7 protein-coding genes are annotated in these 14,331 nt (G+C 68.3%); 4 read left to right on the forward strand and 3 right to left on the reverse strand.

What is annotated here, in order from left to right; genetic code table 11:
- Positions 1–79 precede the first annotated feature (79 nt).
- Positions 80–1,033 carry a serine hydrolase gene (locus tag ABT085_RS16885; protein WP_351607613.1) on the reverse strand — a complete coding sequence of 318 codons (954 nt, stop codon included), beginning with the start codon at positions 1,031–1,033 and terminating at the stop codon, positions 80–82.
- Positions 1,034–1,750: 717 nt separating this feature from the next.
- Between ABT085_RS16885 and ABT085_RS16890 the strand changes: the two genes are divergently transcribed.
- A complete protein-coding gene (locus ABT085_RS16890; RefSeq protein WP_351607616.1) occupies positions 1,751–2,926 on the forward strand; it encodes a serine hydrolase domain-containing protein in 1,176 nt (391 codons plus the stop codon).
- Between the two features lie 83 nt (positions 2,927–3,009).
- Here ABT085_RS16890 and ABT085_RS16895 read toward each other — a convergent pair whose 3' ends face one another.
- Positions 3,010–6,450, reverse strand: coding sequence for a S8 family serine peptidase (locus ABT085_RS16895; RefSeq protein ID WP_351607619.1), 3,441 nt, complete (start codon positions 6,448–6,450; stop codon positions 3,010–3,012).
- A 347-nt stretch (positions 6,451–6,797) separates the two neighbouring features.
- Between ABT085_RS16895 and ABT085_RS16900 the strand changes: the two genes are divergently transcribed.
- Positions 6,798–7,775 (forward strand): helix-turn-helix domain-containing protein, encoded by a 978-nt coding sequence (locus ABT085_RS16900; RefSeq protein ID WP_351607622.1) that lies wholly within the window; start codon positions 6,798–6,800, stop codon positions 7,773–7,775.
- A gap of 117 nt (positions 7,776–7,892) precedes the next feature.
- Here the strand turns inward: ABT085_RS16900 and ABT085_RS46700 are convergent, their stop codons facing one another.
- Positions 7,893–8,768, reverse strand: a complete 876-nt coding sequence (locus ABT085_RS46700; RefSeq protein ID WP_502982743.1) for a metal-sensitive transcriptional regulator — start codon at positions 8,766–8,768, stop codon at positions 7,893–7,895.
- Positions 8,769–9,165: 397 nt separating this feature from the next.
- Between ABT085_RS46700 and ABT085_RS16910 the strand changes: the two genes are divergently transcribed.
- Complete coding sequence (locus tag ABT085_RS16910) at positions 9,166–11,256, forward strand: SpoIIE family protein phosphatase (RefSeq protein ID WP_351607624.1); 2,091 nt, start codon at positions 9,166–9,168, stop codon at positions 11,254–11,256.
- An 814-nt stretch (positions 11,257–12,070) separates the two neighbouring features.
- Positions 12,071–14,290: an MMPL family transporter gene (locus ABT085_RS16920; protein ID WP_351607626.1), complete on the forward strand. Its 2,220-nt coding sequence runs from the start codon at positions 12,071–12,073 to the stop codon at positions 14,288–14,290.
- Positions 14,291–14,331 lie beyond the last annotated feature (41 nt).

Consider the following 14,331-nt stretch of genomic DNA (forward strand, 5'->3'; position numbering starts at 1 on the left):
CCGGCTGCCGGCGGTGCTTCGCACGGGTCGGCGAGCGGCGGTGCGGCCGCGCCCGGGCGTCCGGCACGAAACCGGCAGGTCAGCCGGCCGGCTGCGCCGCCCGGATGTAGTCGACGGCGGCACGGGCCACGGTGCCGATCACGGCGTCGGCCGGAGGGTTCACATACGCCAGCGCATCGGGGCAGGTGAACACAGCGACGGCATACCGGCCGCCGTCCGGGTACTCCACCACGCCGACCTCGTTGCGGACGAACGGCAACGTCCCGGTCTTGCCCGCGACCGTCACCCTGTCATCCGGGAAACCGCTGCGCAGCCGGTGCGGCCACACCTGCAGCCCCAGGATGCGGCGCATCGCCGCGCACGCCCCGGCCGACGCCGCCTGGTCCCGCCACATCATCGACAGCAGAGTGGTGATCGAGCGCGGTGTCCCGCGCGTGGCAGACGGGACGTGCAGTACGCGACAGGACCGCAGCCGCTCGGCTTCCGCATCACTCAGGTCCAGGGCGTCCACGCCGCCGAGTTCCTCGTCGAAAGCGTCGTAGATGTCGCGGCACGTCCCCTCCAGCCGGACCTCCTTCAGCCCCAGCCCTGCCATCCTGGCGTTGATGGCATCGATGCCGAGCAGGTCGCACAGGACGTCCGTCGCCGCATTGTCGCTCACGCTCATCATCCAGTAGGCCAGGTCACGCAAGGAGACGTCGACCGGGTCGAGCATGACCGACAACCCGGTCGGACCGGGCGACCGGCCGCTCTCCTGCACATGCACGCGGCTGCTCAGGTCGAGGATGCCCTCGTCACCTCGGGCGTACAGCTCCACCAGCACCGGGATTTTGCAGACACTGGCCAAGAGCACCGGATTGTCCGCCCCGTACTCGAACTGCACACCGCTGTCGATGTCGACGGCGTGAACGAAGCCGCCGGATCCGGCCGCCGCGAACGCCTCGTCGATCGTGCGCCGCACCTGCTCGGGTTCGGCCTGTGCCCTGACGCGGCCGCCGGACAGGCTGCCGGCCGTCGTCCTGCTCTCCTCCATGACCCTGACCCCTTCCATGATGTCGTGTTCACTCCGGGGCGCCCCACCCATGTCATCCCCACCCGAAACGAGCACAAGGAGGGCGCGGGAGCAGCATGGGCACCCAGGCAGGGCCGCGTCTTCGTCGGCGGCGACAAGGACAGCAGTTGCGATGCGGTGGGTGGGCCATGGCGCCGGAGGCAACCACCGGGGGACGGTGGGTGGAGGCGGCGTGGATCGGGCCGTGCGCACGGGCTGCCGTGCGCACGGTCGATGAGGCCCGCCGCCGAACGTCGTGCTCACCTCACTGCGTGACGAGCCACGGGTGGCCGACGCAGTCCGGCATGAACGTCGCTGATGTCGGTCCGGGACTGCCTGCGATCGGTGTCGGGCGCGAAGGCCAGCAGGACAACGGCCGGGACGAGGGCGCCGGCCATGATCGCGGATTCCGCCGAACGGCCACCCGCTGGAGCGCTGCCGCGGTCAGGACTTTGCGGACTCGTCCTATCGGCTGAGCCGTGAAATAGTCCGATCGAGTGATGATCAGGGGCAAATTGTCGACGAGGGTTAGGACTGCGCAAGGGGCCGAATCGCCACGCACACAGTTCGAAGAACGCACGCCCACCGGCCGGACCCGTCTCACGTCACGGACGGATTCCTGTCTGCTGTTGTTCCGCAGCCGGCTGGAGTGACCTGAGCGGTGGGACGGCCGCCTTCCGTTATCCAAGAGGACCCCTGATGCGCCTTCCCGTGCTTGCCACCAGCGCCCTGATAACCGCCGCCCTGGCCCTCCCCCTGGCCGCTCCCGCGTTCGCGGCCCCCCTCACCCACGCTCCCGTCGTCTCCGCCACGTCGCACGGGCCCCGCTCGCTGGACATATCGGCGATACAGCAGGCTCTGGACGCCATCACCGCCGCGGGCGCACCGGGCGTCATCGCGGAGGTCCGGGACGCACACGCAGGCGTCTGGAACAGCAGCAGCGGCACGGCCGGCCTCGAACGCCCGCAGAAACTGCGCGTCGGCGGGCTCTTCCGCGCCGGAAGTGTGACGAAGACCTTCACCGCCACCACAGCGCTCCAGCTCGTGGCCGAGAAGAAGGTCTCGCTCGACGCCCCCGTCGAGCGTTACCTGCCGGGTCTGGTCCCCAACGGGAAGAAGATCACGGTCCGCCAGCTGCTGAACCACCGCAGCGGGCTCGCCGGCTACACCGACACCCTCTGGCCCGGGGGCTTCGGGGAGATGTACGCGTCGCGGTTCAAGTCCTGGACCCCGCAGCAACTGGTCGCCGAGAGTGCCGCACACGAGCCGTACTTCGCCCCCGGAGCCGACGGGCACTACTCGAACACGAACTTCGTGCTGCTCGGGATGCTGATCGAAAAGGTCACCGGCAACAGCGCGGAGCACGAGATGACCGAGCGGATCCTCAAGCCGCTGGGGCTGCAACGCAGTTACTTCTCCGGGGACACCATCCGCATCCACGGCCTGCACGCTCGCGGCTACATGCACCTGGACGGCCCGGACAGCACCTGTACCGACTTCACGGACACCAACCTGTCGTGGGCGTCGACCGCCGGTACGTTGGTCTCCACCACACATGACCTGAGCAGCTTCTTCAAGGCGCTGATCGGCGGCAGGCTGCTGCCGGCCCGCCTGCTCGGCCAGATGAAGGCGATGCAGTCCCTGGACGACGGTTCGTCGTACGGGCTCGGACTGAGCCGTAAGGACGATCCCGCGTACGGCACCGCGTACGGCCACATCGGGGCGGCGACCGCCTTCAAGACGTACAGTTTCACCACCGCCGACAACAGTCGGCAGGTCACCTTCTCCGTCAACACCCTGGCCGACACCGTCAAGATGCGCGACGCCGTGAACGACGCGCTCACCGCGCTGCTCAGCGCCGGCAGGAAGGCGTAGTGGTACGGGCGCGTTTGCGCCGCGACGCCGGAGTGGAGCGGTCCGGGGACCTGGCCCACTCCGGCGTGCGATCAGCCGTCAGTTCACCTGACGACGATGCCGTCGTTCAGCTTCTGGTCGATGGAGCTGCCGGCGTCGTCCTTCGCCGTGACGTGGAGCGCCACGGTGTGTCCAGCCGTCAGGGCCTTGGCCGGAAGGACACCGAAGAAGCGGCCGTCCTTGGCCTTGCCCTTGAGCTGCTGCCAGTGCGCCCCGCCGTCGGTGGAGTAGCTGACGTCCAGGGACACCACGCGGCTGCCCGCAGCGTCCGGCGCCCGGCGGACAGCCAGCCTGATCGGCAGCGGGCGGCCCGGCCTGGCCTGGCTGTTGGCGTCGAGCGGGATGTCGTACGCGACGTTCAGCATCGGCACGGCCACGCTGGCGGAGGTCACCGGCGAGGTGCGGTACTCCCACACGGTGTGTGTGTCGTTGCCGCTGGTCAGCTTCCCCGGGGTGGAGTAGTCGCGCCGGACCTTCCACGTGGTCGGAGCCGATGGGGAGTTCATCACGAAGCCGCCGACGTAGTCGGAGAAGTCGAAGACCGGCCGGCCGTCCTGCCACACCTGGGTACGCTGGCCCCAGCCCGGTTCGCTTCCGGCCGGGTTGTCGTTCCACAAGGTGTTGCCGGCGGTGTCCGACATGTCTCGGATCCAAACGGTCATCGACTTCGCGTCGATGTCACCGGTGCCGATGCCGGTGAACGGGCCGGCGAGCTGGTCCTCGTGGGTGCGCTCACCGACGCTGTACTGCTTGGGAGCGGACAGCAGCTGCGTGCCCATCCAGTTGCTGGCGGAGAAGTGCTCGAACCAGTGGTGCCAGGCAACCCCCGGGGTGACGTACTCGGTCCGCTTGATCGGGAGTGCGATCGCCGATGCCCTGTCTCGCACCATGACCGCCGGCTGACCGTTCAAGGAGGGCAGGCGCTGCTCGTAGTCCCCCCGCGTCTCGTCGGCGTAGTTGAGGTTGCGGTAGTCCGCGTCGATCCGGGCCAGCTTGTCCACGTCCTTGGCCGACAGCACGTGCCGCATGTCGGCGGGGAACGAGTTGCCCGGGTAAGCCAGGTCGTACACCTGTGTGGCGTGCCCGGTGTCGGTAGCGTGCGCGGCGTCGACAAGGCGGAAGTACTGCTCGGTCGTCAAAGTGCCGTCGACGAGGGCGTCCCCGGTCTGGCCTGCGTAGAAGTCGACGCTGGTGTCACCGTCCGTGGACAGCAGGGCCGTCTCGGCGTTGCCGACTCCGTCGGCTGTCCTGCGGATCGAGGTCAGTGCGGTGATCGCTGTCGCGACCTTCCGGCTGGGGATGTCGGCCGTGACCGGCTTCGCCTGGCGCATGTCCATCACGACGTTGCTGCCGCGGCCGACGACCACCTGCGGGACGTTGAAGGCCGCGAGGGCGGTGTGACCGTCGGATTCCTGCTGGCCGACCGTCATGGCGAAACTCAGCCGGTGCCCCCGGGGCAGCAGCATCGTCTTTCCGCGTGCGGGGATCGCCACCAAGTCGTGGTGATCGCTGTCCAGGTCCACGAAATAGCCACCGGCGGTGGTCGGCTTGCCGTCCAGGCCGAGCGCGGACACGTGCAGGCTGCACAGGTCGGACTTCTGGAAGCCGATCGCCAGGTGCAGCGGCGCACCGCCGCCCTGCGGGGTCGCCACGACCTCGCCGGCGTACTCGCCCACCAGAGTGTCGCCGGGGTTCAGGGTGAGCGTGACGGTCTGCGAGCCGCCGGCTGGGATGCTCACCTGGTCGGCGGACAGCGTGGCCATACCCTGCGGCGCGGCGGCCAGGTTGTTGGAGGCGGTGAGATGCAGGGACAGGCCGAAGGACGCCGTGGCCTTGCCGTTGTTGGACAGGGTGACCTTACGGGTCATCGGCGCGGTGTCGTCGCAGGTCAGCCGGCCGAAGTCGAAAGTCGCCCGGTCGGGGACGACCTGCTGCTCGAGAGCCGCGCCAGTGTCCAGACGGCCGGCGCCCTGGTCGGAGCCGAAGACGACGGCCGGCGCCTGCCAGCCGAGGGTGTGCGAGCTGGACTGCAGCACCGACTTCAACTGCGCGGCGGTGTACTCCGGGTGCTGTGCCGCGAGCACCGCTGCCGCGCCCGCGACGTGCGGCGTGGCCATCGAGGTACCGGACATGGCGGTGTAGTACTGACCGGCCGGTTCACCCATGGAGGTGCCGGCTGCACGGTCCTCGATGATGCCGACGCCGGGGGCGGAGATGTCAGGCTTGAACGCGCCGTCCATGCGCGGTCCGCGGGACGAGAACCGGGTCACGGCGTCGTCTCCGTCGGTGGCGGCAACCGTCAGCGCGGAGTCGGCAGCGCCCGGGGCGCCGATGGTCTGAGGCTTGCCCTCGTTGCCGGCCGCGACCACGAACAGGGTGCCGTACTGCGCGGTGAGCTCGTTGACAGCCTCACTGGCAGGGTCGGTCCCGTCGCTGGGGCCGCCGCCCAGGCTCATGTTGGCGACCTTCGCGCCGTGCTGGGCCGCCCACTCCATACCGGCGATGATGTCGGAGTACGCACCCGAGCCATCACTGTTGAGCACCTTGACATTGAGCAGTCTGGCGTCGAAGGCGACCCCCTTACGGGCTCCGCCGGAGGCCTCACCGGTGCCGGCGATGGTGCCCGCCACGTGCGTGCCGTGACCGAGGTGGTCGACGGCGTCGGTGTCGGTGGAGAAGTTGACCGACTCCGTGACCTGGCTCTTCAGGTCGGGGTGAGAGGTGTCGATGCCGGAGTCGATGACGGCGACAGTCACCCCCTTCCCGGTGCCGCCGTCCGCCCAGGCGGCGGGGGCGTCGATCTTGTTCAGGTTCCAGTCCAGGTCGGTGGCCTTGACCTTGCTGTCCAGCCACACGTGCGTGACGCCGGCCATCGCACCGTCAAGGGTGGTCGCGGCCCTGCCGCGACGCGCGAGCGCTTCCTCGCCCGATTTCGCCAGGGCCCTGCCGAGGCCTTCGGCGGCCTTGGTCCGGATCTCACCGACCGCGGTGGCGTTGATGCTGGCCAGTTCCCGGCCGACGTGCACCGAGGGGCCTGCAAGCGCACCGGCCTTGCGGACCGCGTCCGGAGCGTGCTGGACGATCAGCGGCAGCGAGGTGCTGTGCTTGTCGTCGTATCCGTCCTGGATGAGGGCGCTGACGTTGAACAGGCTCTCGTCGAGCACCGTCCCGAGCAGCGGCATCATGTCGCTGGGCACGACGCGGACGTCGCCCTTGTCATCGGTCCAGGTGCTGAACGCGACGTGGCGGCCGGGTATCGCAGCGGGAGTCACCGAGACGGAGGGGGGATGGCCGTCCCCCTTGCCGACCGTCACACGGTCGCCGGTGACAAGGGTGACGCTGCTGGTCGTGACACCGCGCTGTTTCGCGACGGAGACGACGTGGCCTGCCGCGTTGGCGGCACCGGCCAGGGCGATGGGCAGCGCGGTGAGGCAGAGCGCCCCTGCGGTGACGAGCACCGCAGCAGTTGGGCGTGGGCGTTTCACGGAACAAAACCTCCTGGGCCAACGGGTGGGCAAAACGAAAGGCCTCACCCGACATAGATCCGGGTCGTGGTTGGGCGACCGGGAGTTGCCACCATCTCAAGTCGCTGCACAGGAAAGAAGAACATCGGGTGGCCAGTTCGGACAGTGGCAGCTGCGTGCCAAACATCGCTGTCGAACGCTTGGGTACCTCCCGCTCGCTCAAGGAATTCGCGACGTATCAGGCATCCAAATCCGGACGATCCGAGGGCAGTTCGGGGACAGCCGCCAAGCCCCTCGGCAAAGACACAGCGGGAGGATCTGCTCTCCTCCTGCGCACACGAAGGTCCTCCAGGAACGGTGATTCGGGTATGCATGAGGTACTGGGCCTGACGGCCCGACAGACACAGGTCTACGAGCATCTGGTGGAACGGCAGATCGGACACCCTCACCAGGTGGCAGAAGAACTCGCACTGGAGCCGGACGCCGTGCTCGAGGCAATGCAACGGCTCGATGACCTGGGTCTGGTGGCGCAGGATCCGCAGGACTCGTCACTCTTCTCCGTGATCCCGCCGGACCTCTCGCTGGAGGCACTCATCAGGAGGAAGGAGGGAGAGCTGCAGCGCATGCGGCTCTACACAGAAGGATTGACGGACCGGTACCGAATGGCCGCACGCCGGGACCAGAGCGACGAAATCGTGGACGTGATACGCGGCAGCCGTGAGATCGGCACCTGCGTGGACCAGTTGGTCTGCCAGGCCAGGAATCAGCTGGAGGTCCTCAGCCGTCCCCCGTATCTGAACGGGTTCTCTCCTGGCCGCGAGGAGTTGAAAGCTCTGGAGGGCGGGCTTCCGACACGGGTGATCTACGCCAAGGAAGCCCTGGAGCAGGAGGGTGCCGCCGAGACCCTGCGGACACTGGGTGCTGTCGGCGAGCAGACGCGCATTCTGCCTGAAGTCCCGGTGAAGCTGCTGATGGCCGACCGGCGTCTCGCCCTGGTGCCGTTGGCCACCGAAGAGGGCGCAGCCGTGGTCGTCGTCCGCCCGTCCGGCCTGCTGGATGCATTGGTGGTCCTGTTCGACACGCTGTGGGAGAAGGCCGTTCCGTACGGCGGTACCGGCAGCGAGCCACTGCCGGCGCAGCTCAACGAGGACGAACGGCAACTGGTACAGATCCTGGCCGCAGGACTCAAGGACGAGACCGCCGCTCGCCATCTCGGTCTGGGGGTACGCACCGTACGCCGCCGCATCGCGGCCGTCATGGAACAACTGGATGCGACGACTCGCTTCCAGGCGGGATATCTGCTCGGCCTGCGCGCTGCGGCAACCGCTCAGCAGGACACGCCGTGAAAACCGTCGGACTCAGCCGGTCCAGGGCGCGGATCGGGTACCGGTCCCGGCGTCCTGCCTCTGCGCAGGCCGACAGCACCACCACGGGCACGACCGGCGCGGATACCGCGGGCGGGGTCACTGCTCGTGACGACGCCCAAACGGGTGACGGCCGCAGCGCTGTCCAGGGGCGCGCCATGTGCTGAGGGCGGGAGAGGGCGCGCCGGGCATCCGAAAGCGGAGGCCGGCTCCCGTCTTCCTTTGCGCGCGTGTCCCTCCCGTATCGGCCCGGCAGGCGGGTGTCCGGATCGGAAGGGCGCCTGTCCCGGATGACGGCCACCAGGTGGGACCCGTACTCGGTTGAGTCGCAAGCGCGGGCCTGCCGAGGTCCGAGCGGGGCTGCACCGGTGTGTGGGCGCCGGGCCGAGTCGCGGTGCCGGTCGGAAGGAGACACCGCCCCCGGCCGCCGCAGCCGCGGCCTGGGCACTGGGCACTGGGCGGCCACCGTGCCCCCGGCCCGCAGCGGGCCGGGGCATCTGCCGTGGAGTACCTGCACGGGCGGCAAAGGGAGTGAGGTAGGCGATGTCTCGTTCCTGCGGCGGAGAGCGGGAACCGCTCTTGAGGCAGAGGAGCGGCCCGCCGGAGGCAGCAACGATGAGAACCAAGCCGGGAGGGCCACAAGGGGCCCTCCCGCACGATGAGAGGGCGCACGTACCGCACAGTTCGTCGATCAGCGGCCGCACCCGCCCCACCCGACGTCGCACCCTCGCGGTTTTCGGAGCGGCCCTGGCCGCCGGCACGGTTATGGCGACCGGCGCTGGGGCACACGCCCTCACCGGCAACCCGGCGTCGTCGGACGAGGTCGTCCCGAGCCAACCGGTGACGCGGAAGCTGACCCCGCAGGTCCGCACCATCCAGAACGACGTCCGCGCAGTCGCGGCCGTCCTCGATCATGGCGATGATTCCCGCGACCTGGCCCGGGGCCCGTCGCAGCCGGTCGGGGACCGCGGTCACCGCCTCTTCCTCTGCCTTCGCCGGGCTTCTCCTTCCTGCGACCTGACCGGCTCTCTGTCGTGCACCGGGGCGCTACTGGATCATGTGCGGACGTCAACCCCTGGGTATGGGTTCAGGAGCGCAGGCTCAGCTCTCGGAAGTTTCCCGCCGGCGCTTCGGCGGCGGTTCGCGCCCGCGCTTTTGTACGGTGCCCCAGGCCGCGGCCGCGCGTCCGGCGAAGCGGCTGCCGACGACGGCCGCGGCGGTCACCGTCAGCGCGAGACCCCAATCGATCTGGACCCCGACGAGTCCGGAGAAGGAATACCGGCGTCACCGCGCAAGAGACGGCACCTCAGCTGACCCGTGTGGAGAAGTGCCTGTCCGTGCAGGAAGCTGAGACATGGAAGGTGGAGGCGTGATGGCTATGGGTATGCAATCGACTCCGGACCGCTTTCAGTTCGGTGATTTCATCGCACGAACCTGCACCGCAGCCTTCACACTGGATGCCGACGGCACAGTGGCCACATGGAGCCAGGACGCGGAGGAGTTGCTTGGCTATTCCGCGGAGGATGTCGTCGGCAGTCCCGCCACCGCGTTGCTCGCCAAGGAAAGCGATCGCTCCGACCTGACTTCGCGCGTCTTGAGCGGGCTCGGCGGGGCAGACAGGACCACGCTGCGTCACCAGGGCGGATCTGACATCGATGCATGGCTGCGGCTCGATCGGGTGCCCGTCCTGGGCGAGACGGCGCACATCTGGCTGGCCACGATGGCCGACGTCGAGAGTGCGAAGTACGCCGATATGGGATCGGCGCTGCTGGAAGCCATGTTCGGGGGTTCCAAGATAGGCCTGATCGTCTATGACTCGGATCTGCGGGTTGCCTTCGCCAATACGACACTGCAGAGATGGCCTCACCTTTCGGACGGCCAGCTGACAGGTCGACCTCCCGGTGAGGTTGTCTGCGGAGCACAGGCCGATGCGTACGAGAGAGGACTGCGCTATGTGCTCCGAACCGGAAGGTCCATCATCAGCGCACAGTGGTCCAATGTCGACTCCGCAGGCGCGATCTACGGAAGCACCTGGACCGACTCGATTTTCCGGCTGGAGGACCGGTCGGAGAATTCCCTGGGAGTGGCCGACGTAATGTTCGACACCTCCGAATCCGCGCGGTCTCGCGGACGGCTCGCCCTCATGAGCCGTGCCATCAAGCGCATCGGGGCGAGTTTGGACGTGGAAGAGACGGTCGCGGAATTCTGCGACATGCTCGTGCCGCAAGTGGCTGATTTCATCGCGGTCGACCTTCTGGAGCCTCCTGGGCAGGAGTTGAAGGCCTACGCGATCGATCCGAGCACCCCGATGAGAAGGATGACGTCGAAATCGACCCAGGAGCTGCTCACCGCAGAGATCCCACCCCAAGGCACTATCGTGTGGCCTCCGGAATCCCCTCAGATCGATGCGATGTATGAAGAGCGTCCTGTCGTCATACGAAAGTTGAGCGAGAACAGCGAATGGTACGCGACGGACCCCGTGTGGGTCTCCGAGCTGCTCGATATCGGCGTGCACAGTGCGATGGCGGTACCGATCCTGACCGACGAAGTCGTCATCGGCGTGGCGACGCTTCTGCGTTGGCGGAAGCCGATCTCGTTCGAGACCGATGATGCCCGGCTCGTGGAGGAGCTGGCCTGTCGCACAGCATTGAGCATCGACAACGCCCGCCGCTACGACACCAAGAACCACATCGCGCTCGCCCTCCAACGACGCCTGCTCCCCCAGTGCATCAAGACGCATTCCGCGGTGGAGGTGGCCTACCGTTACCTGCCTGCGGACGACAGTGTGGGAATCGGTGGAGACTGGTTCGATGTCATCCCCCTCCCGAACCAGCGAGTTGCGCTGGTGGTCGGTGATGTGACCGGGCACGGGATCCATGCCGCCGCGGCCATGGGGCGCCTGCGTGCCACCATCTGCACCTTGGCGGCACTCGACATGCCGCCTGACGATCTGCTGTTCCACGCGGACAAGGTGACTCGGCAGCTCGGCGAAGGGGCGGACGACATCGAGGACCCGGCCGCTGTCTCGGAAACATGCAGCTGGGGCACCATCGGAGCAACGTGCCTTTATGTCGTCTACGACCCGGCGTCGCAACGGTGCACCATCGCGTGCGCAGGTCACCCGGCCCCGGTGATCATCTACCCGGACGGCAACGTCGAGGTCCCGCAATTGTCCGCGAGCCCTCCCCTGGGAATGAATCTGCTGGGACTGTCCTCATCGTCCGCGGACATGAAACTACAGCCCGGTACATCCCTCGTACTTTTCTCCGACGGGCTGATCGAAAGACGCGACAGAGACATCGAGGTCGGGATGAACATTCTCCGGCGCACGCTTCGGCACGCCGAAGCGCCACCCGATCGCCTCTGCGACCTGATCCTGCACACAATGATGGGTACCGGCGGACCGGTTGCCGACGACGTGACCATGCTCATCGCACGCATCAGAGCGCCCGGACCTCATTGAGGAGACCGCGCACGCGACGGCCGACCAGGGTCGCACGTGTCATTCATCAGCCCGGCACAAACAACATGGGAACACGACCGTTGTGCGCCAGGGCGTCGGTGACTGCGGGGCAGCCGCGATTGGAAGCGGCTGCGGCACTGACGTCGCCTGCTCCACCTCCTCACGCTCATGCCGCCGCTGGACGCCATACCGCGCATCCGTGGCCTGCGCGGCCGGCCACCGCGCCGACCCCGGCGGCTGTTCGCCGACCGCGGCTACGACTTCGACGCATACCGCCGTCCCGTCCGGGCTCGCGTCATCACACCCAAGACCGCCCTCGCGGCACCCCGCAAATCCCGCGCAGCATGGCCGGAGTTGAGCGCCTCATGTCCGCTCCCGCAGCTCACCGGTGATCGCGTTGCACCCCCTTCACGCCTATTGCCGCACACGCATCGCTCGGGTGCTTGACCCATCGTCCTGGCCGACCGCCGGATCCGCTTCCGGTGTGCTCCATGGCCTGTGGCCTCAGGAGCGCACCGCCCCATGCCGCAGGCCGGTGCCGGTGCCGGTGCCGGTGCTCACCAGGAGCGAGCGGCCGGTCACGCCGGCCCGGGGCGCCGGACAGGGAATCCCCGGCAGCGGCCGGCTCGCAAGGCCCGGTGATGCAGCGCTCGGCTCGGCGACGGGGATGAGATGCGCAGCGGCTCATCCCCAGGGCTGAGACGCAACGTCGTCATGAGTGCTGACGAAGCGGCGGCCGGGCGGCCGGAAGCTGGAGGAGCGTCCTGACCCAGGGCCCTTCCGTCACATCCCCCCATGAGCGGAGCACTCCCGCATGGCCACATTCCTCTACAAGTTGGGCCGGTTCAGCTTCCGGCACCGGCTCTTCGTCCTCCTGTCCTGGGTGGCGCTCCTGGTCCTGGCAGGAATCGGCGCGTCCACCGCCACTCCCCCTGCCCCGAGCACGTTCTCCATGCCGGGCACGGAGGCCCAGCGGGCCTTCGACCTGCTGGGCGAGCGGTTCCCCGAGGCCAACTCGGACGGCGCCACGGCCCGTATGGTCTTCAAGGCGCCGCACGGCGAGCAGCTCACCCGACCCGACTACCGCACCGAAATCGAAAGAGCGGTCGTCGGCCTGAAGGGGAGCTCGACGCAGGTCGCCTCCGTGGCCGACCCGTTCAGCGCGCACACGGTCAGCAAGGACGGCTCGACCGCCTACTCGGCGATCTCCTACAAGGTCGGCTCCGCCTCGCTCACCGCGCACACCAAGGAGGCGCTCAAGGAGGCGGCGGACACTGCCCGCGGCAGCGGGCTGGCCGTCGAGATCGGGGGCAGCGCCCTGCAGGCCGAGGAGGAGTCGGGCACCGAGGTCATCGGCATCGTCATCGCCGCGCTCGTCCTCCTCATCACCTTCGGGTCCCTGGTTGCCGCAGGACTGCCTCTGATCACGGCACTCCTCGGTGTGGGGGTCGGCGTCTCGGCCATCGGAGCACTCGCGCACACCCTGGACCTCGGTGACACGACATCCACGCTGGCGATGATGCTCGGCCTCGCCGTCGGCATCGACTACGCGCTGTTCATCGTCACCCGCTACCGAGCCGAACTCGCCGAAGGCCATGAACGCGAGGAAGCGGCAGGCCGCGCGCTCGGGACGGCCGGCTCGGCCGTCGTGTTCGCGGGACTCACGGTCATGATCGCCCTGGCCGGCCTGTCGGTGGCCGGCATACCGGTGCTGACCAAGATGGGGCTGGCTGCAGCAGGGACGGTCGCCCTCGCCGTCCTGGTCGCGCTCACCCTCCTGCCGGCGCTGCTCGGCATCGCCGGCAAGCGGATCCTCGGCCGCCGGGCACGCGGCAAGAAGCCCGAGAAGCGCCGTTCGAGGTCCACACGGCCCGCCATGGGCGTTCGCTGGGCCGGCTTCGTGCTGCGGCGCCCTGTCCCCGTCCTGGTGGCCGGGGTGCTGGGGCTCGGCGCGCTGGCCGTACCAGCCGGTGCGCTCAAACTCGGACTGCCGGACGAAGGCTCCCTGGCCACCAAGACCACGCAGCGCAAGGCGTACGACATGCTGTCCGAGGGCTTCGGGCCCGGCTTCAACGGGCCGCTGGTACTCGTCGTCGATGCGAAGAACAGCGGGGATGCCAAGGCCGCGGCCGCGAAGACGACCGCGACGGTGAAGAAGATCGACGGCGTGGCCGCCGTAGGTCCTGCGGTCTTCAACCGGTCCGGCGACACGGCCATGATCACCGTGGTGCCGTCGTCCGGGCCCGGCAGCGCACAGACCGAGGAAGTCGTAAAGGAGATCCGGGGCAGCAGCGCGGGGATCGAGTCCGCCACAGGCGCGCAGGCGCTGGTGACGGGGCAGACAGGCATGAAGGTCGACTTCTCGCAGAAGATGAACGAGGCTCTGCTGCCCTATCTGGCCCTCGTCGTGGGTCTCGCGTTCCTGCTGCTGATGGTCGTCTTCCGCTCGGTGCTCATCCCGCTCAAGGCGGCGCTCGGCTTCCTGCTCTCGGTCGGCGCGGCTCTGGGCGCCGTGGTCGCCGTCTTCCAATGGGGCTGGCTGGCCGACGCGTTCGGCATCCAGCAGACCGGACCGATCATGAGCACCATGCCGATCTTCATGGTCGGCATCGTCTTCGGCCTGGCCATGGACTACGAGGTCTTCCTGGTCACCAGGATCCGTGAGGCGTACGTCCGCGGAGAGAGCCCCGAGCGGGCCGTCGTCGCCGGATTCAAGCACGGCGCCCGGGTGGTGACCGCTGCGGCGATCATCATGATGGCCGTGTTCGGCGGATTCCTCGGATCGAGCGAGCAGTCCGTCAAGATGATCGGCTTCGGACTCACGGTCGCCGTCTTCCTCGACGCGTTCGTCGTCCGTATGGCCATCGTGCCCGCCGTGCACGCGCTGCTCGGCCGTTCCGCATGGTGGCTGCCGACGTGGCTGGAAAAGCTGCTGCCCGACCTCGATGTGGAGGGCGAAAAGCTGCGCAGGAAGCTCCAGAGCCCGAACCGAGCCGAAGCCGTGCATCCGGAGGCCGAGCTGGTCCAGGGCTGACGGTGGACCACGAAGGTGACGGCCGCCGCCTACCGCTGCAC

Source organism: Streptomyces sp. NPDC002265, assembly GCF_040296125.1.
Taxonomy (GTDB): Bacteria; Actinomycetota; Actinomycetes; order Streptomycetales; family Streptomycetaceae; genus Streptomyces.

Bases quoted from the DNA above. Each gene is read 5' to 3' on its own strand.
- ABT085_RS16900 (WP_351607622.1), top strand. From the start codon at position 6,798: ATGCATGAGGTACTGGGCCTGACGGCCCGACAGACACAGGTCTACGAG.
- ABT085_RS16890 (WP_351607616.1), top strand. From the start codon at position 1,751: ATGCGCCTTCCCGTGCTTGCCACCAGCGCCCTGATAACCGCCGCCCTG.
- ABT085_RS16885 (WP_351607613.1), bottom strand. From the start codon at position 1,033: ATGGAGGAGAGCAGGACGACGGCCGGCAGCCTGTCCGGCGGCCGCGTC.
- ABT085_RS16920 (WP_351607626.1), top strand. From the start codon at position 12,071: ATGGCCACATTCCTCTACAAGTTGGGCCGGTTCAGCTTCCGGCACCGG.
- ABT085_RS16910 (WP_351607624.1), top strand. From the start codon at position 9,166: ATGGCTATGGGTATGCAATCGACTCCGGACCGCTTTCAGTTCGGTGAT.